Annotated in this window: 14 protein-coding genes, 4 tRNA genes and 3 rRNA genes; 3 read left to right on the top strand and 18 right to left on the bottom strand. The window is 42.0% G+C overall.

Going from position 1 to position 18,437, the window contains the following annotated elements; genetic code table 11:
* Position 1: 1 nt before the first annotated feature.
* From rrf to AYR53_RS07765, 8 genes are all read right to left on the bottom strand, one after another.
* A 5S ribosomal RNA gene (rrf, locus tag AYR53_RS07800) occupies positions 2–118 on the bottom strand.
* An 87-nt stretch (positions 119–205) separates the two neighbouring features.
* Positions 206–3,131 (bottom strand): 23S ribosomal RNA (locus AYR53_RS07795).
* A gap of 154 nt (positions 3,132–3,285) precedes the next feature.
* Positions 3,286–3,358: transfer RNA gene (locus AYR53_RS07790), tRNA-Ala, on the bottom strand.
* A gap of 14 nt (positions 3,359–3,372) precedes the next feature.
* Positions 3,373–3,446 (bottom strand) — tRNA-Ile (locus AYR53_RS07785).
* A 97-nt stretch (positions 3,447–3,543) separates the two neighbouring features.
* A 16S ribosomal RNA gene (locus AYR53_RS07780) occupies positions 3,544–5,112 on the bottom strand.
* Together the 16S, 23S and 5S rRNA genes with 2 tRNA genes alongside form the textbook arrangement of a ribosomal RNA operon.
* A gap of 471 nt (positions 5,113–5,583) precedes the next feature.
* Complete coding sequence (locus AYR53_RS07775) at positions 5,584–5,976, bottom strand: hypothetical protein (RefSeq protein WP_068280860.1); 393 nt, start codon at positions 5,974–5,976, stop codon at positions 5,584–5,586.
* Positions 5,977–5,988: 12 nt separating this feature from the next.
* Complete coding sequence (locus AYR53_RS07770; protein WP_068223539.1) at positions 5,989–6,360, bottom strand: CvfD/Ygs/GSP13 family RNA-binding post-transcriptional regulator; 372 nt, start codon at positions 6,358–6,360, stop codon at positions 5,989–5,991.
* A 1,257-nt stretch (positions 6,361–7,617) separates the two neighbouring features.
* A complete protein-coding gene (locus tag AYR53_RS07765; RefSeq protein ID WP_068223537.1) occupies positions 7,618–8,205 on the bottom strand; it encodes a peptidylprolyl isomerase in 588 nt (195 codons plus the stop codon).
* 360 nt (positions 8,206–8,565) lie between these two features.
* On the opposite strand from AYR53_RS07765, the gene AYR53_RS07760 reads away from it, so the two are divergent.
* From AYR53_RS07760 to AYR53_RS07750, 3 genes are all read left to right on the top strand, one after another.
* On the top strand, positions 8,566–9,558 hold the full coding sequence (locus tag AYR53_RS07760) for an NAD(P)/FAD-dependent oxidoreductase (RefSeq protein ID WP_068223534.1): 993 nt from the start codon (positions 8,566–8,568) through the stop codon (positions 9,556–9,558).
* A gap of 28 nt (positions 9,559–9,586) precedes the next feature.
* A complete protein-coding gene (locus AYR53_RS07755; RefSeq protein ID WP_068223531.1) occupies positions 9,587–10,093 on the top strand; it encodes a phosphatidylglycerophosphatase A family protein in 507 nt (168 codons plus the stop codon).
* A gap of 343 nt (positions 10,094–10,436) precedes the next feature.
* Entirely contained in the window at positions 10,437–11,090 is a 654-nt protein-coding gene (locus AYR53_RS07750; protein WP_068223528.1) for a VTT domain-containing protein, read from the top strand.
* 236 nt (positions 11,091–11,326) lie between these two features.
* Here AYR53_RS07750 and AYR53_RS07745 read toward each other — a convergent pair whose 3' ends face one another.
* From AYR53_RS07745 to AYR53_RS07700, 10 genes are all read right to left on the bottom strand, one after another.
* Positions 11,327–11,638, bottom strand: coding sequence for a MazG-like protein (locus AYR53_RS07745; RefSeq protein WP_068223523.1), 312 nt, complete (start codon positions 11,636–11,638; stop codon positions 11,327–11,329).
* Between the two features lie 210 nt (positions 11,639–11,848).
* On the bottom strand, positions 11,849–12,511 hold the full coding sequence (locus AYR53_RS07740; protein ID WP_068223520.1) for a TIGR01906 family membrane protein: 663 nt from the start codon (positions 12,509–12,511) through the stop codon (positions 11,849–11,851).
* Positions 12,499–13,269 carry a TIGR01457 family HAD-type hydrolase gene (locus tag AYR53_RS07735; RefSeq protein WP_068223517.1) on the bottom strand — a complete coding sequence of 257 codons (771 nt, stop codon included), beginning with the start codon at positions 13,267–13,269 and terminating at the stop codon, positions 12,499–12,501. Before AYR53_RS07735 ends, AYR53_RS07740 begins: the two co-directional genes overlap by 13 nt.
* Positions 13,270–13,272: 3 nt before the next feature.
* Entirely contained in the window at positions 13,273–13,866 is a 594-nt protein-coding gene (locus AYR53_RS07730) for a YutD family protein (RefSeq protein ID WP_068223514.1), read from the bottom strand.
* Positions 13,863–15,251 carry a bifunctional metallophosphatase/5'-nucleotidase gene (locus AYR53_RS07725; RefSeq protein ID WP_068223511.1) on the bottom strand — a complete coding sequence of 463 codons (1,389 nt, stop codon included), beginning with the start codon at positions 15,249–15,251 and terminating at the stop codon, positions 13,863–13,865. Before AYR53_RS07725 ends, AYR53_RS07730 begins: the two co-directional genes overlap by 4 nt.
* A gap of 85 nt (positions 15,252–15,336) precedes the next feature.
* Positions 15,337–15,579 carry a hypothetical protein gene (locus tag AYR53_RS07720; RefSeq protein ID WP_068223508.1) on the bottom strand — a complete coding sequence of 81 codons (243 nt, stop codon included), beginning with the start codon at positions 15,577–15,579 and terminating at the stop codon, positions 15,337–15,339.
* An 86-nt stretch (positions 15,580–15,665) separates the two neighbouring features.
* Positions 15,666–16,289, bottom strand: coding sequence for a metallophosphoesterase (locus AYR53_RS07715; protein ID WP_068223506.1), 624 nt, complete (start codon positions 16,287–16,289; stop codon positions 15,666–15,668).
* 186 nt (positions 16,290–16,475) lie between these two features.
* On the bottom strand, positions 16,476–17,777 hold the full coding sequence (locus AYR53_RS07710; protein WP_178378339.1) for a dicarboxylate/amino acid:cation symporter: 1,302 nt from the start codon (positions 17,775–17,777) through the stop codon (positions 16,476–16,478).
* A 269-nt stretch (positions 17,778–18,046) separates the two neighbouring features.
* A tRNA-Asn gene (locus AYR53_RS07705) sits at positions 18,047–18,118 on the bottom strand.
* 130 nt (positions 18,119–18,248) lie between these two features.
* Positions 18,249–18,320: transfer RNA gene (locus tag AYR53_RS07700), tRNA-Asn, on the bottom strand.
* Positions 18,321–18,437 lie beyond the last annotated feature (117 nt).

The following is an 18,437-nucleotide window of genomic DNA, read 5'->3' as shown; positions in this document are numbered from 1 at the left end:
AGCATGGCAACGTCCTACCCTCGCAGGGGGTGCTCCCCCAACTACTCTCGGCGCTAAGAAGCTTAACTTCTGTGTTCGACATGGGAACAGGTGTATCCTTCCTGCCATTGTCACCACACCACTATCTGAGAACTTTGTGCTCTCAAAACTGGACCTTCTATTTTCTTTGACCTTTGAACACTACGCGGAAACAGTTGTTTCCGACTTGGTTAAGTCCTCGACCGATTAGTATTGGTCCGCTCCATGCCTCACGGCACTTCCACTTCCAACCTATCTACCTGATCATCTCTCAGGGGTCTTACTTCCATAAAGGAATGGGAAATCTAATCTTGCGGGGGGCTTCACACTTAGATGCTTTCAGCGTTTATCCCGGCCATACATAGCTACCCAGCGCTGCACCTGGCGGCACAACTGGTACACCAGCGGTATGTCCATTCCGGTCCTCTCGTACTAGGAACAGCTCCGCTCAAATTTCCTACGCCCGCGACGGATAGGGACCGAACTGTCTCACGACGTTCTGAACCCAGCTCGCGTACCGCTTTAATGGGCGAACAGCCCAACCCTTGGGACCAACTACAGCCCCAGGATGCGATGAGCCGACATCGAGGTGCCAAACCTCCCCGTCGATGTGGACTCTTGGGGGAGATAAGCCTGTTATCCCCAGGGTAGCTTTTATCCGTTGAGCGATGGCCCTTCCATACGGAACCACCGGATCACTAAGCCCGACTTTCGTCCCTGCTCGACTTGTTAGTCTCGCAGTCAAGCTCCCTTATGCCTTTACACGCTATGAATGATTTCCAACCATTCTGAGGGAACCTTTGGGCGCCTCCGTTACTCTTTAGGAGGCGACCGCCCCAGTCAAACTGCCCACCTGACACTGTCTCCCGCCACGCTAAGTGGCGCGGGTTAGAGTGGTCATACAGCAAGGGTAGTATCCCACCAATGCCTCCACCGAAACTAGCGTTCCGGCTTCAACGGCTCCTACCTATCCTGTACAAGCTGTACAAACACTCAATATCAAGCTACAGTAAAGCTCCATGGGGTCTTTCCGTCCTGTCGCGGGTAACCCGCATCTTCACGGGTAATATAATTTCACCGAGTCTCTCGTCGAGACAGTGCCCAGATCGTTACGCCTTTCGTGCGGGTCGGAACTTACCCGACAAGGAATTTCGCTACCTTAGGACCGTTATAGTTACGGCCGCCGTTTACTGGGGCTTCATTTCTGGGCTTCGCGCCGAAGCGCTAACTCATCCACTTAACCTTCCAGCACCGGGCAGGCGTCAGCCCCTATACGTCATCTTACGATTTAGCAGAGACCTGTGTTTTTGATAAACAGTCGCCTGGGCCTATTCACTGCGGCTGATCGTTAGATCAGCACCCCTTCTTCCGAAGTTACGGGGTTATTTTGCCGAGTTCCTTAACGAGAGTTCTCTCGCTCACCTGAGGATTCTCTCCTCGACTACCTGTGTCGGTTTGCGGTACGGGTAGTTTATTTCTCACTAGAAGCTTTTCTTGGCAGTGTGACATCAGGAACTTCGTTACTTAAATTTCACTCCCCATCACAACTTGTCCGTAAAAGTTCAAGCCTTTAACTCAAACTAAGACTTATTGCTTGGACGCACATTTCCAATCGTGCGTATTCCTTAGCCTCCTGCGTCCCTCCATCGTTCAAACAAAATAAACTAGTACAGGAATCTCAACCTGTTATCCATCGCTTACGCCTCGCGGCCTCAGCTTAGGTCCCGACTAACCCTGGGAGGACGAGCCTTCCCCAGGAAACCTTAGTCATTCGGTGGATCAGATTCTCACTGATCTTTCGCTACTCATACCGGCATTCTCACTTCTAAGCGCTCCAGTCGTCCTTACGATCGACCTTCAACGCCCTTAGAACGCTCTCCTACCACGATCACTAACGTGATCATCCACAGTTTCGGTATTATGTTTAGCCCCGGTACATTTTCGGCGCAGGGTCACTCGACTAGTGAGCTATTACGCACTCTTTAAATGGTGGCTGCTTCTGAGCCAACATCCTAGTTGTCTATGCAACCCCACATCCTTTTCCACTTAACATAAATTTAGGGACCTTAACTGGTGGTCTGGGCTGTTTCCCTTTCGACTACGGATCTTATCACTCATAGTCTGACTCCCGGATAGAACATCAATGGCATTCGGAGTTTATCTGAATTCAGTAACCCAAGACGGGCCCCTAGTCCAAACAGTGGCTCTACCTCCATGATGCTTAACTCCGAGGCTAGCCCTAAAGCTATTTCGGAGAGAACCAGCTATCTCCAAGTTCGTTTGGAATTTCACCGCTACCCACACCTCATCTCAGCATTTTTCAACATACACGAGTTCGGTCCTCCAGTGTGTTTTACCACACCTTCAACCTGGACATGGGTAGGTCACCTGGTTTCGGGTCTACGTCTACTTACTAAAGCGCCCGTTTCAGACTCGCTTTCGCTACGGCTCCAGTTTTTCACTTTAACCTCGCAAGCAAACGTAACTCGCCGGTTCATTCTACAAAAGGCACGCCATCATCCATTAACGGACTCTGACTACTTGTAGGCACACGGTTTCAGGAACTGTTTCACTCCCCTTCCGGGGTTCTTTTCACCTTTCCCTCACGGTACTGGTCCACTATCGGTCACTAGGTAGTATTTAGCCTTGGGAGATGGTCCTCCCAGATTCCGACGGAATTTCACGTGTTCCGCCGTACTCAGGATCCTGAACAGAGGGTTAGCAGTTTAGTCTACGGGATTTTCACCCTCTTTGACGCAGCGTTCCAACTGCTTCGACTACCACTAACTTTGGTAACTCTAATGTTCAGTCCTACAACCCCACTGAGCAAGCTCAATGGTTTGGGCTGTTCCCCGTTCGCTCGCCGCTACTTAGGGAATCGATTTTTCTTTCCGTTCCTGCGGGTACTGAGATGTTTCAGTTCCCCACGTTTACCTCTAAGCTGCTATGTATTCACAACTTAGTAACCAGCGACTAAGCTGGCTGGGTTCCCCCATTCGGAAATCTCCGGATCAAAGCTTACGTACAGCTCCCCGAAGCATATCGGTGTTAGTACCGTCCTTCATCGGCTCCTAGTGCCAAGGCATCCACCGTGCGCCCTTGTTAACTTAACCTATTCAATACCTACGGTATTGTGGTTTTGAGTTTTAGCGATTAAAAAAACTTTCTTAAAAAACTCATTTAAAACGCAGTGTTCTCGGTTTTTAAACAAAGAAAATAGAATATCCAGTTTTCAAAGTACAAAGTTTTAACAGCAAAGCTGTTAAATGGAGGATAACGGGATCGAACCGATGACCTCCTGCGTGCAAAGCAGGCGCTCTCCCATCTGAGCTAATCCCCCATATTAATTAGAAATGGGCCTAAATGGACTTGAACCATCGACCTCACGCTTATCAGGCGTGCGCTCTAACCAGCTGAGCTATAGGCCCAAACAGCGTCTAATTAATCTATGTTGTGAGAAGTAAACCTCTCAAAACTAAACAAAGTTTCAACAAATCGTGTAGGTTTCCGTAATATTTTCCTTAGAAAGGAGGTGATCCAGCCGCAGGTTCTCCTACGGCTACCTTGTTACGACTTCACCCCAATCATCTGTCCCACCTTAGACGGTTAGCTCCTCATAGAGGTTACCCCACCGGCTTCGGGTGTTACAAACTCTCATGGTGTGACGGGCGGTGTGTACAAGGCCCGGGAACGTATTCACCGCGGCGTGCTGATCCGCGATTACTAGCGATTCCGACTTCATGTAGGCGAGTTGCAGCCTACAATCCGAACTGAGATTGGCTTTAAGAGATTAGCTTACCCTCGCGGGTTCGCAACTCGTTGTACCAACCATTGTAGCACGTGTGTAGCCCAGGTCATAAGGGGCATGCTGATTTGACGTCATCCCCACCTTCCTCCGGTTTGTCACCGGCAGTCTCACTAGAGTGCCCAACTTAATGCTGGCAACTAGTCATAAGGGTTGCGCTCGTTGCGGGACTTAACCCAACATCTCACGACACGAGCTGACGACAACCATGCACCACCTGTCACTTTGTCCCCGAAGGGAAAGCTGTATCTCTACAGTGGTCAAAGGATGTCAAGACCTGGTAAGGTTCTTCGCGTAGCTTCGAATTAAACCACATGCTCCACCGCTTGTGCGGGCCCCCGTCAATTCCTTTGAGTTTCAACCTTGCGGTCGTACTCCCCAGGCGGAATGCTTAATGCGTTAGCTGCAGCACTGAAGGGCGGAAACCCTCCAACACTTAGCATTCATCGTTTACGGTATGGACTACCAGGGTATCTAATCCTGTTCGCTCCCCATACTTTCGAGCCTCAGCGTCAGTTACAGACCAGAGAGCCGCCTTCGCCACTGGTGTTCTTCCATATATCTACGCATTTCACCGCTACACATGGAGTTCCACTCTCCTCTTCTGCACTCAAGTTTCCCAGTTTCTAATGCACTTCTTCGGTTAAGCCGAAGGCTTTCACATCAGACTTAAAAAACCGCCTGCGCTCGCTTTACGCCCAATAAATCCGGACAACGCTTGCCACCTACGTATTACCGCGGCTGCTGGCACGTAGTTAGCCGTGGCTTTCTGGTTGGATACCGTCATAGGACTAACAGTTACTCTAGTCCCTGTTCTTCTCCAACAACAGAGTTTTACGATCCGAAAACCTTCTTCACTCACGCGGCGTTGCTCCATCAGACTTTCGTCCATTGTGGAAGATTCCCTACTGCTGCCTCCCGTAGGAGTTTGGGCCGTGTCTCAGTCCCAATGTGGCCGATTACCCTCTCAGGTCGGCTACGTATCATCGCCTTGGTAGGCCGTTATCCCACCAACTAGCTAATACGCCGCGGGTCCATCCAAAAGTGATAGCCGAAACCATCTTTCATTAAGTGACCATGTGGTCACTTAAATTATGCGGTATTAGCATCTGTTTCCAAATGTTATCCCCCACTTTTGGGTAGGTTACCCACGTGTTACTCACCCGTCCGCCACTCACATCAATTAACTTCCACTGCAAGCAGCTTCTGTTGATATCTGTGCGTTCGACTTGCATGTATTAGGCACGCCGCCAGCGTTCGTCCTGAGCCAGGATCAAACTCTCATATAAAATGAAAATTGATTGCTCAATTGATTTTGTTGCTAGCGAGTTATAATTCAAATTGAATTGACTTCGCAAATGTTTGCTTCTTCCAACCGGTCCGAAGAACGGTTAAAAAAAGACCCTACACATTTGATTTGTCGAAACTTTGTTCAGTTTTCAAAGGTCTACTTCATTGAATCATTGTCAGCGACAACTCAATCAGTATAGCAGATTAAGCGGTTGCTTGTCAAGTAGCAATTTGAATTTTTATTCAATCAATATTCAAGTTTGCTTAACGCGACAACTTTTACAGTTTAGCAAGAATCTAATTCGTTGTCAATAGTTTTCTTAAATACTTAACCAGAAGAAACTGCATTGGCAACAACAAATACTATACCAACATTCATAAAGTGCGTCAAGATAAATCGTAATTTTATTTTTAAAAAAATAGGTTGCCGGATAAACTTACATTTATTAAGTTACAGAAATACTACTTTTCTAACCTTTTTTATTAAAATATGGAACGCCCCGAATATCAATTCGCTTCAATAAACCGTGCAGTTCTCGCGGTGCCTTAAATTGATAACCTTGTGTCTGAAAGACTTTCGCATAGTGATCCATAGTCTTGGTTGAAATTTTTCCCCATTCAAAAATAAATAAAGATAATTTTTTTTGATCAACTTCGACGTTGCTTAACTCGCTTAGACGTAAATCACTGACATCAACCTTTAATTTTGTTTTCAATACCTCCAAAATATTGGCAAGTGGCGTTTTTTGTTCATCAAAATCAGTTAATAATAATTTAAATTGGTCCTCGTGATCTTTAGTTACTAAAAATTCCGGCGCCCCTAATCCATCAAACACCATTATTGTGCCCGCAATTTTTTGCATCTTTATTCCCTCTTACTTTATTACTAGATTTTTTAGTGCATCTGTAATCCAACCTGATAAATTTGCCGCAATTGGCGTAAATCCAATTTTATCATCGCGACTTGTCCAATAATGCTTACGTCGAAATTTAGAGGAAACTTCTGCGTGCTTTTCTAGTGTTCGCATTGATAAACTTATTTTTTGAGTGAATTCGTCAATATCTAAGACTTGAACCTGAACTTTGTCACCAACCTTTAGAAGCGATTTAATATCCTTAACGTAGCCATGCTGGCATTCGGAAATGTGAATTAGTCCCTGAACCTTGTCATCCAAAGCAATAAAAGCACCATAGGGTTGAATTCCGGTCACACAACCAGTAACGACATCCCCAATTTTATAAGTCATTCTAATCACCCCTTTTCGTCTCATTCAAGGTTATATTATAACGAAGCCAATTTATCGGTGCAACTACTGGCCTTAAAAGTATTACTAGCAGATAGATCAATTTTTATTAAATTTTCAAACTAAAAATTAATACCTGCTAGTCACTCATGGAATTTAAAGTCCTTATAACCTTTCCGTAAATAAGATTCGCTATTCAAACACTGCAAAATAATGAGGCCCAGTTACTAACTTCAATTAATTCTAAATTACTGGCCGGAAAACTCAGAAAATCCAACAATTATTACTACTGGAGATTGCGAATATAGATTTTTCACACTAGTAATTGTTTAAGTGTATTAACTAGCTACATTGAGAACCTGAATTTCTGCACCACATAATCATCTACTGACACGAATGAACGAATTGTTAATTTAGAATCAAAATCCCATCAGCCTAAATTAATCCGCAAAAAATCTTTTTACTGCCCAGCTCGTTGAAAGAAATTTCTACATTCGACCGATCATTAACTAACAATTGAAGATACAATTATTGGAACACTTAATCCAATAAGGGAGAGTTGTGAAATAATTCTATGCACATAATTTGAATGGCCAAATAAAAAAGACGGTAAAGAATGGACCAAAAATCGGTTTTGGGTTTCTGGATTAGACGCAGTTAGGCACGTGAACCCAGATCTTTGGCGCTCGTTCTAGAGAAACAATAAAAGGCTCGGACCCTTGTCCCAGCCTCTACCGTTCTTATTTTTTACAACCAGTATTTAAATCCGGAAAAAGTACGTTCGGTCCTTTTCTAAAAACAGATAGCGCTTACTTTCTAATATACGCACACACCAATCAGAAAAAGTTGACCTATTTGTACTGCAATGTACTAATTTAATTAAATTACCAATACAATAACGGAAAAATACTCAGCTACTACTCGAAAAATACGGGAAAATTATTTTGACCAGTATTTCTAATTTAGGCTAACTTACTCAAAAAGAACGGTCACTTAACTCACCAGCACTATTAACAAATATTGTTTCGTTGCTCATTCTAAATAGATAACGTCCCAAGTAACAACGACCATTGTGATTATTGCAAACAATCAATCATAGTTACAGCGTAATAATTGAATAGCTAATGTGCCAAACATTGAGAAGATTACTGTCCCCGACCGCAATTCGGATCCTGCCGTATCCTACCAATTGTCAGCGGCAGTAGAAACAAGCGTGGTCTTCCATTTGCAACAGCATTTTTTCACTTTTCTAAATATTCCCTAGACTTCCTCAATTTTGACACTTGTCATAACAACATCCTCATTGGGCTTATCTTGGGCATCACTGGCAACCTGACTGATCTTTTTAACAATTGGCATGCCAGAAATCACTTGACCAAAAACCGTGTGGTGAAAATCAAGCCATGGTGTACCGCCTTGCTTATACACCGCAATCACTTCTTCTGGATAATTAGCGGCTTGCATTTGTTGGATCATTTGTGCTGGTACATTTTCGTTGGACACAATAAAGAACTGACTGCCATTTGTGTTGGGACCGGCATTGGCCATGGACAACGCACCATTAAGGTTGAAAAGCTCTTGCGTAAATTCATCCGCAAAGGGTCCACCAAATGAGCTTTCACCACCAGTACCTGTTCCAGTTGGATCCCCACCTTGAATCATAAAATCTGGAATCACTCGGTGAAAAATAATGCCATCGTAATAGCCTTGATTAGCCAAAGTTACAAAATTTTCAACGGTCTTAGGTGCTTGTTCTGGAAATAATTGAACCGTAATTACCCCTAAAGTTGTTGTAATTACTGCTTTAGGTCCTTGCGCATTTTCTAAATCTAATTGTGGATAAGTCATTATTTTCCCCCTGTTTTATCTTTAAAACGATTAATTAACTCACATTATCATACCAGAATCTAATGAAAATACTAGCCTTTGTCCTGAAACCAGGTTGCGTTTAGAAATTACTCTCATTGATGCCTTCTGACCAATTTGGCTAAACGTGCTTGAAAAAGCGCTTTTTTCTTAGTCCAGCTTGACACACTAACCGTCCAAACACACTAAAAGTCCCCGTAATAATTTTTAAATGCTAAATAGAATCTAAACACTTTTTTACACAGCCTGCATTTTTAATCCCTGAAACAATCTACCCAGGTTAATCAATTTATGCTAGAGTTATCATTATTAATGATATTAGTTTAAATGGAGGAAAAATACATGAGCGAAACGGAACACATTTATGATCTAACAGTTATCGGTGGTGGCCCAGTTGGCATGTTTACGGCCTTTTACGCGGGTATGCGGGAACTCGATACTCAACTAATTGAGAGCCTGCCTGAACTTGGTGGTCAGGTAACAACACTTTATCCTGAAAAAATTATTCGTGACGTTGCTGGCTTCCCCCAAATCCAAGGTAAAAATTTAGTAACCGAACTAAACAAGCAACTTGTTCAATTTGACGACTTTAAGCCAACAATTCGCTGCGGCGAAGAAGTAACCGCGATCGATAAATATGAAGGTGGCTTTACAATTACAACTGCCAAGGGCCAAACAAAATCGCGCAGTGTCATCGTTGCTATTGGTGGCGGTTCATTTGCACCGCGTAAACTTGCAATTGACTATGACCAAACACTGGAGGATCAAAAAATCTTCTATTTTGTTCATAATGTAGCCGACTTCGCTGGTAAAACAGTGGCAATTGCTGGTGGTGGTGATTCAGCAATTGATTGGGCCTTAACTTTAGAAAAGACGGCCAAACAGGTTTATTTAATTCACCGCCGTGATCGATTCCGCGGCTTGGAATCAAGTGTTAAACGTTTGGAGAACTCGTCCGTTAAAATTGTGACACCTTACCTGATTGATGCCATTAATGAAACAAACAGCGGTTTAAGCCTTGATTTAAAAAAAGCAAAAGCAGACGATCATCTTAATCTAGAAGTCGATGACCTACTAGTTAACTACGGTTTTACGGCCGATAATCACGTCTTACGCGACTGGGGATTGCCATTAGAACACCGTGCACTTAAAGTTGATACAAACCTCGAAACTGAGGTTCCTGGGATTTACGGTGTTGGTGATAGCGTCACGTATCCTGGCAAAGTTAAGTTAATCGCCTCTGGTTTTGGTGAGGCACCTACAGCCGTTAACCACATTTCGGTAGCACTTTATCCAGAACGTCGGCAGCCACTTCATAGCACTTCAATTGCTTAAGTATCACTAAAAGGAAGTTATCAAATCAATGACACCAAATCAAGAAAAATTACACGACATTGCCGTTGCTGATTTGCACAAACGGGGCGTCGAAGTTAGTGACATTGCAAAATTAGTACTGTTTTTACAAAAGGACTACATTAAAGACTTACAAGAGGCCGAGTGCGAAAACAGCGTTGAGGTTGTTTTACGTAAGCGTGAAGTTCAAAATGTTATTATCACGGGGATTCAACTTGATGTTTTAACTGAAAAACACCAGCTTGATGAACCACTTCAAAGTATTTTAACCGAAGATGAAGGCTTGTATGGTATTGACGAGATTATGGCGTTAGGAATTGTTAACGTGTATGGTTCAATCGGTTTTACCAATTATGGGTATATTGATAAAGTGAAACCTGGAATTCTCGCCATCCTGAACGCACATGAACCCGGTAAAATCCATACTTTTTTAGATGATATCGTAGGTGCCATTGCGGCCGCGGCCGCCAGTCGACTTGCCCACGCACATCCTGAAGAAGAGGACGATATCTATTAAAAATTAATCCGTTAAAAAACGTAACTGTCCACAGATGACAAGATTGAAAATTTACGCTTATTTTTAATTGTAATCGGGCTGAAAAACACAAAGGGCGAGGGCTAAAAATTGATTTTGAGTTTAACGCGTAACTACAGTTAGGCACGCGAACCCAGACTTTTGGCGCTCGTTCTAGAGTAATATTCGAAAACAAAAAACGGCTAGGACTTTTGTCCCGGCCACTTTTTTTGAATTTTCTTTGGCCAATTATTAGAATTAGCTTAAACTAATAATTAAAACTAGCTAAATCAACCAAATTTCAGTATACTCAAACAAATAAGAAAACCAACTAAAGGAGACGTCTATGCCCCAATTAATTGATTTTGTACTAAATATTGATACCCACCTGGTCACTTTGGTCAACAGTTTTGGTAATTGGTCCTACTTGATACTCTTTTTACTTATCTTTATTGAAACAGGTGTCGTTGTTCTACCTTTCTTACCGGGTGATTCACTGCTTTTTGCGGCCAGTGCTTTAGCGGCAAATTCTGCCTATCATTTAAACATCTGGTTACTATTTGCAACTTTCTTTACCGCTACCGTCCTCGGGGATACACTTAATTATGAGATTGGTCGCTTATTAGGGACTAAGGCGGCCAATTATCGCTGGTTTAATCGTTTCATTGATAAACAAAAAATGGCCCAGGCCGAACAATTCTTCAACCGGCATGGTGGTAAGGCCATTGCCATTGCACGTTTTATGCCAATTGTCCGAACCTTTATTCCTTTCATTTCTGGCGGTAGCCATATGAATTACCGAAAATTTAGCCATTACAATGTGCTTGGTGGTTTTTTATGGGTGACGGTTTGTTTAATGGCCGGCCATTTCTTTGGCAATATGCCTTTTGTTCAGGAACACTTTTCAATTGTAGTCGTTGGCATTGTAGCAATTTCATTAATTCCAGTTTTAATCACACTTTTACGCCGGCGCCACGCAACTGACCTCGACACTGACTAAATAACCATGAACATTTCAGCGATCTTTCGTTAAAAATTGGTAACTGCCACTCATCAGGTTCACTGTTAAAACAGTTCTAAAACACCTATTTGCAAACTATTTAAAACTAAAAAAGGAACTACGACATTTTTTTGTCATAGTCCCTTTTTTAGTTTCAAATGTTTTATGTGGTAAAGAACACTTTTTAGTCTGCTCCGTACCAGACCACCATAATTGTTTTTACCATTTTTCTTTGATTACCTTAAATGCTGTTCCCGCGACTGCAAAAAGTTTTCCAGTGCCGCTGTCATATCAATGTCGTTAGCATCAGCCAGAACACTCAACCACCAAATTGATTCCGCAATTTTATAATCCAGCGAAAACTCTGATTGTGCTGCGGGCCAACTACCTTGCTGTGCCATAACCAGACGTCCAACAAGCCCGGCGTCAGTAAGAAACGCCAAGGCATCTTGTTCAGTCGTCCACGGCCGCCCATCTTGCTTGATTTCTAATTCATGATAAGCTGTACGAATTTTACGGGCACGGGTGGTGAGTTCATTAATTTCCATATGGGAACCTCGCTTGTTTAAATTTATGGATCAATTTTAAGGTATACTAACGCAAAACATCAGTTTAACTACCTTGATCTCAATCAGTTAGTTAAATCAAAGTTAAACAACCATAGTACGTTATTGGATTAGCTTACGTTACGCAGTGAACCCAAAGCTGACTTTTGTCCCGCTCCCCAATCAATCAATTATTTAATTTTCAATCTAACTTTAAAAGCCTATTTTACCTGGACTCTTTTTTAACGCCCTTTTTCCAACCAAAACACCAATCAGCAAAAATACTTCTAGCAAAATAATAGCTAATATAAAGCAGTGCATAAAAAAGCCTTCTGGTAAAACCAAAATAATTGGGTCCGTATTGGGATCAAATAACCAATCACTATTCCGAAAAAGTAATTTATGAAAATCAGTAAAAAAAGTCTGAAAGTTCATTGCCAGTAAAAATAGAACGACAAACGGAATGCCCATCATAAATTGAAATGGTCGAATCAATTGCCATAATTGGCGTTTACGGTGTAAAAAGCGTAAAAACAACCAACTAGTAACGCTAGTCACCAGAAAAACCGCATAGTCAATAAATACCAAATGACGGACATCCGTGAAGTGTAACGTTCCAGCAAAAGAACTTTCGAAATCCGTCATGTGCAGATTATGAACCCACGGTAACGTGACGTAACTCAGCATCTGATGGTAATTCTTCATCAGTGTTGCCGTGGTCATGGGGACACCCTTTAAGATTTCAAAATAATGGATATCAAATCGGTAAAGCCAAGTTGAAGCAAAAGTCAGAATAATGGTCAAACTTAATAACCACAAAAATAGACCTAGCCAATTTAGAAGACGTCCGGCGCGCCAAAGCATTAAACGTCCCATTCGTCTAAACTTTGAATTTCGTGCGTTGGTTTCACAATAACCTTTTCAATATCGGCAGGTTTCGAATAGCCAGTATAGACCAACAGTGTATCCACACCAGTATTAATTCCTGCTAAAATATCTGTATTATAGTTATCCCCTACCATCACGGCCTCCTCCTTCCGCAAACCAAACTGTTTTAATGCTGCCTCTAACATAATTGGCTGTGGTTTTCCAACGTAGGTTGCCGTTTGCTGGGTGGACCGCTCAACCAAGGCAATCACAGACCCCGCACCGGGAACTAGCCCGCGTTCATTGGGCAGATTTGTATCCGCGTTGGTGCCAATAAATTTGGCTCCCTTTTGGATTGCCAAAGTTGCCTTTTCAAATTTTCGGTACGTAACATCCCAATCCAAACCAACAACAACGTAATCTGGATTAAGATCATCAAACTGAAAACCCTGATTTAAAATAGCTTGTTTTAATCCGAGTTCACCAATTGCGTAGACCCGGTTGCCAAGGTTTAACGAGCGAATATAAGCAGCAGTTGCCAAACCAGCAGTAAAGACATTTTCGGGCTTAATCTGCATATCGTAATTCTTCGTTAAATTAGCAGCAACAACTTCAGGCGTTTGCGTTGTATTATTCGTTAACACTAAAAAAGGAATATTTTGTGCCTGTAAACGAGCAATAAACCGGGAAGCGGCAGGGATTTTCTCCTTGCCGCGATAAAGTGTCCCATCGAGATCAATAAAATAGGCCTTGTACTTCTTTTGCATCTGCTAATTTTCTCCTGTCTTTCGCTTACTTTTTTCACGAATCGTAAAGTGCCGTTTACGTGGCGACTTTTCAGCCTTGGCACCTTTTTTAATTGGCTTAACGCTAACCTTGCGCTCATTAATTTGCGCTTTTCGTGGCCGTCGTGATCGCTTTCGCCGGGGTGCTGTCGGTTGCTTTGGCGGATTAACTTGATGGAGGACAAAATAAGCACAACCAAAATTACAGTACTCAAATAAGTAATCCTCTAAAGTTGTAATTAATTGATCGCGCCGCGCACGGCGATTAGTCGGACTGTAAAAGCCCTTAAGCCGCAGTTGTTCATAACCCCAGTCGCCAACGACATAATCGTATTTGGTTAAAATATCACTAAAACGTTCACCTAATTTTTCTTTATCGAAACCATCATGGTAATTGGTCACTAACTCATAGGGGTGCCCGTCAATTGTCATCATAGTATCTGTTTCCATTAAAACACGGTCCAGTTTAACCTCATCCGGATCGCTACTGGCAATTTGCGAAATTTCGGTAGCCAAATCAATCCCGGTACTTTTTTCTTCGGTTGCCTTATCTGGTGTAGCACTCTTCGTCGTACTCATTTTTCTTCCTCCTTTCCATTTTTGAGATAACTTGCAACGGCGTTACGTAATACACCTGGGAACAGGACTTCGCTGTCACCAACAATACTTATCGTTGGAAAGAATTGAAAGTAAAGATAGGTGTCCATTCCAGCTAAGGTATACGTGGCCTCTGGATCAAGTGGTTTTCCTAGCCAATAGACCGTTCGACTTAACGAATTTACCGTGATTCCCTTATACACCATATCGCCGAAAACTTTACCGCGAAACCCTAGGCCGTGTAACTGATAATGTTGTAAAAATTGACGATTCTTTTCGATTTCCATAATCAGGCGCCAGACGTCAGTTCCACGTAAAGTAACCCGCAGTAAATGCATCGCGTGCGGTAATACAGTGTGTAGATCATCCGCAGTTACCGGACCCGCAGCAAAATCACCTAGAAACACCCCTGTGTTAAGTAATGCAACCTCCGTCTTGGCCGCTCTAGCAACTGCCGCTAAACTTACGTCCATTAAAGTCGAATGCCCGATTGGCTTACTCGTCAAGGCATGGGGTAATTGGGTAATAACATGGCTGGCCAACTGTTCATGCCCAGCAGTTAAATAACCCGAAATTTCGACCTCATCGTCCACCTCGCTAGGTAATTCCGTTGTCGTCACCACACTAGCAACGCTTTGTTGAACTTGGTGCTCCTTATTAAGGGTTAGTTGTACGTGACCAACGTGATCGCCAAAACGTCCAGCGGCAGCCACCATTGTCTTTCCAATTAACAGTCCTGTTGGCAATAAATGGTGCGTGTGCCCACCCATAATAACGTCAAATTCAGGATACTTGGCCGCAATTCGCTTGTCCATCGTTATACCAAGGTGAGATAGCAAAACTAAGACATCATATTTACCTGCTAAAGCGGCAAGTATTTTAGGCATTGCATTCTGAATTAATTCTGGATCCCAACCATTAGGTCGATAAGTTGAAATGTAAGGCGCCGTCATTCCGACAAACGCAACGCGGGTCCCTTCGTTTGTAACCTTAATTAAATATGGCTGAGCCCACTTTGGTTGTTGTTGCGTCTTTTTATCTTTTAAGTTTGCCAAAACTACGGGAAAATTAGCCTTTTGGTAAAGTTGTTCTAACTGGCGCTTAGAATTGCCTATTCCCTCGTTGTTACCAATTGTAACTGCGTCATAACCAATCTGATTTAGTAATTGTGTATTAATTTGGCCGTTGGTTGCCTCAGTCAACGGGTGCATTCGGTCCATTGCATCGCCAATATCTACTGTATAAACAGTATCACCTTTTGCACGAAAACCGTCCTGTTGCTGCTTTAAATAACGCCGAATACGTGGCCAGGTCTCAAAATGCGAATGCATGTCATTCGTGTGAAAAAAATCAATGATCTCAGCCATAAGGAACCTTCTTTCCTTTACTATATTTTACCTTAAAGATAAAATCAGTGAACGTCAAGTCGGCCTAAGTAACTGCCATCAAACCCTAATTAACCGACTGACCATAACGCTCTAAAACACCGCGCACTGGATTCACTTGATCAGCCTGCAGCAATGGTAATAGCTGCGGAAATAAACTGTACTCCAGATAAGCCGTTGACATCTGTTGTTTCCGGTATTTGTGCAACGCCAAAAGTAATAAGTTATTGACTGTCTCTCGTTCAGTCGGTAGTGATGCCGCTAATATAAAATTACGAAAATCTGCTAATGATTTATTATGTTCCTCCATAATTGATACTCCTTTAATTGCCCCTTAATTAGGCTTTAATTGTACCGAAGGAAACATTAAAAATCAATGTGTAATTTAATCAATATCTAATCATATTTGTTGAAAGGTTTATTTTTAATCAAGTAAGCTTTTTTCCCAGCATACATCGCAAATAATTCTGCTTCCGAAAAAGGAGTCCCAAACGGTGGTGGATCTTTCAAAAAGACAGTCTCTGGTGTATCAATACCAACGTTAATGTCTTCAGCAATCGGAACACTTGAATGGTGAATATGACCATGTAAATTCATCGTCTGCTTTACAATTCCCATCATCATCGGGTAATGAGTCATAAAGAACTGAAAGTGGTTCATCTTAATTAAGACACCTACATCATGAAATCTGAATTTAGGCTTATCCGGAAAAACGTCCCAATTATGCTTGGCCAAAAACTTAAATAAGTCCCGATTATCATGATTTCCCTTGATAAAAATAATTTGACCGTTCAATTGTTTTAGAATTTCAAACACTTCATCGTTTCCCGGATAATTGCTGGGGTGCATGGCAATATCGCCTAAATGATAAACAACATCCTTATCACTGACTCGCGCATTCCAAGCGTCAATAATTGCCTGATTCATCGCAGCAACATTTTTAAATGGCCGCGGTGCAAAATCATTATTTCCCAACAGTTGTTCATGAAAGAAATGTGTATCCGCCGTAAAATATTGCACCTTTACCACTTCCTCAATCATTAAAAAAAGTTCAATTTAATTATTTTAACACTAGTTCAATAGCCGATTTTTGCAAACCCGTTTACACTGGAATGGTCAAAAAAATGCTACAAAAGTAATTTTTAAACACAAGCAAGCTTTAAAACACGCTCTAGTTTACACCGAAATTAATTCAAATACAGACGTTTAGCTTACTTTAGTCATTTTAGGGGACGGTTTAAAATGACTCAGGTACTCTTGGCTCTTAGCCTCATCAAATTCATGCTCTGATTTAGCAACTATCATCGCAGCCAAGGAATTACCAACAACATTAACAGCCGTTCTTCCCATATCGACCAAGCGATCAATCCCGGCAATAAAGGCAAGACCTTCCGCAGGCACACCAATCGTTGAGATTGTCGCTAATAAGACAACAAAAGACGCACCAGGAACACCGGCCATACCCTTAGATGTGATCATAAGTACCACTAAAAGTGTGATCTGTTGACCTATACTCAAGTGAATATGGTAAGCCTGCGCCAAAAATAAAGCGGCTAAGGATTGGTAAATCGCGGAACCATCAAGGTTAAATGTATACCCAGTTGGTACAACAAAGCCGACAATTCCTTGACTGACACCGTATTTTTGCATTTTCTCAATAATCTTTGGCAAGGCCGCCTCTGAGCTGGCTGTAGAAAATGCCAGTATAACCTCATCCTTGATTACCCGTAATAAATCAAAAATATTAATGTGCCATAGTCTTCCGACAAGCCCCATCACCACCACAACGAAAATAATCATTGTGGCGTAGGCAATTAATAAAAATAACGCCAATGGCTTCAAAGCGCTGAGCCCAAACTGGGCAATTGTGACGCCGATCAAAGCAAAGACACCAATTGGCGCTAACTGCATAATCCAATTAGTCATTTTGAACATCACTTCAGAAACAGCATCAAAAAAGTCAATCAATAGTGTTCCCTTTTTGCCAATTGCAGCAATTCCTAGGCCGAACATTACAGTGAAGAAGATTACTGGTATCATGTCACCTTTTCCTAGTGCCTGAAAAAAATTGGTAGGTACAATATTCATAAAGATCGTACCTAAACCTTGATGTCCAGCTGACCTGGCCGCTGTAGTATATTGGCTGATGGAGACCTTACTCAGGGTATTAATATTGATTGAATCTCCTGGTTTGGTTAAGTTACCAACCACTAAACCTAACGCAATCGCAATAGTTGTCATTAACTCAAAATAGATGATAGTCTTCCCGCCAACACGACCAAGCTTCTTGATGTCACCCATTTTTGCAATACCAACGACTAAACAAGAGATAACAATTGGTAAAACAATCATTTTAATCAAGTTAATAAAGATAGTCCCAATTGGTTGCAAAATGGCCACTGCAATTTTGTTCTGGTAAAAAATTGCACCAACAATTAGACCTAAAATAAGGCCAATTAAAATTCGCCAACCTAAGTTTAAGCGCAGCAAATGATACTTTTTCAACATCGTCCCTCCAGACAAGTTAAAATCAGCTAAATAAAATTAGAATTAAGGCGAATAAATCAGGCCTCGGCTTAGCCAATTCTCATTTAAATCAACAAGTCCTATTTTAGCATAATTTCTAACACTAATTTAGTTGACGCCAGTATTTATTTGAATTAGTAAGTGGCGCAAAAATCACTTAAGCATTCAAGTCATCTGGTCGCAAAATGCTGGCAAGTCACCTTAACGAATAGCACAAAAAAGAGCACACGCGCTAGCGTATGCTCTAAAGACTGTCCAGGTTGGGTTCGAACCAACGACCTACGGTTTAACAGACCGGTATTCTACCGCTGAACTACTGGACAATAAATATAACTTGTATATTATTTATACCATAACCATAAGTGAATTGTAAAGCTTTTTTCAAAAGTTTTACGTAATACTATGATTATACTACTCTGTTGAATAAATAACCTTATCAATAAAGTTATTTAACTGTCCAGGTTGGGTTCGAACCAACGACCTACGGTTTAACAGACCGGTATTCTACCGCTGAACTACTGGACAATTATGAGCTTCTCTAAAAACTCAACATATTATTTATACCATATTAGCCATATTCTTGTAAACCATTTTTTAATAAAAAACCATTTTTCTTTCATTTTATTATTAAAAACGTTCTGC

The sequence above is a fragment of the Loigolactobacillus backii genome (assembly GCF_001663675.1).
GTDB classification, from domain to species: Bacteria; Bacillota; Bacilli; order Lactobacillales; family Lactobacillaceae; genus Loigolactobacillus; species Loigolactobacillus backii.
This window is presented reverse-complemented; position numbering and strand designations above follow the sequence as displayed.

Bases quoted from the DNA above. Each gene is read 5' to 3' on its own strand.
- AYR53_RS07770 (WP_068223539.1), bottom strand. From the start codon at position 6,360: ATGACTTATAAAATTGGGGATGTCGTTACTGGTTGTGTGACCGGAATT.
- AYR53_RS07730 (WP_068223514.1), bottom strand. From the start codon at position 13,866: ATGAGTACGACGAAGAGTGCTACACCAGATAAGGCAACCGAAGAAAAA.
- AYR53_RS07720 (WP_068223508.1), bottom strand. From the start codon at position 15,579: ATGGAGGAACATAATAAATCATTAGCAGATTTTCGTAATTTTATATTA.
- AYR53_RS07745 (WP_068223523.1), bottom strand. From the start codon at position 11,638: ATGGAAATTAATGAACTCACCACCCGTGCCCGTAAAATTCGTACAGCT.
- AYR53_RS07755 (WP_068223531.1), top strand. From the start codon at position 9,587: ATGACACCAAATCAAGAAAAATTACACGACATTGCCGTTGCTGATTTG.
- AYR53_RS07740 (WP_068223520.1), bottom strand. From the start codon at position 12,511: ATGGGACGTTTAATGCTTTGGCGCGCCGGACGTCTTCTAAATTGGCTA.
- AYR53_RS07735 (WP_068223517.1), bottom strand. From the start codon at position 13,269: ATGCAAAAGAAGTACAAGGCCTATTTTATTGATCTCGATGGGACACTT.
- AYR53_RS07725 (WP_068223511.1), bottom strand. From the start codon at position 15,251: ATGGCTGAGATCATTGATTTTTTTCACACGAATGACATGCATTCGCAT.
- AYR53_RS07710 (WP_178378339.1), bottom strand. From the start codon at position 17,777: ATGTTGAAAAAGTATCATTTGCTGCGCTTAAACTTAGGTTGGCGAATT.
- AYR53_RS07775 (WP_068280860.1), bottom strand. From the start codon at position 5,976: ATGCAAAAAATTGCGGGCACAATAATGGTGTTTGATGGATTAGGGGCG.
- AYR53_RS07760 (WP_068223534.1), top strand. From the start codon at position 8,566: ATGAGCGAAACGGAACACATTTATGATCTAACAGTTATCGGTGGTGGC.
- AYR53_RS07750 (WP_068223528.1), top strand. From the start codon at position 10,437: ATGCCCCAATTAATTGATTTTGTACTAAATATTGATACCCACCTGGTC.
- AYR53_RS07765 (WP_068223537.1), bottom strand. From the start codon at position 8,205: ATGACTTATCCACAATTAGATTTAGAAAATGCGCAAGGACCTAAAGCA.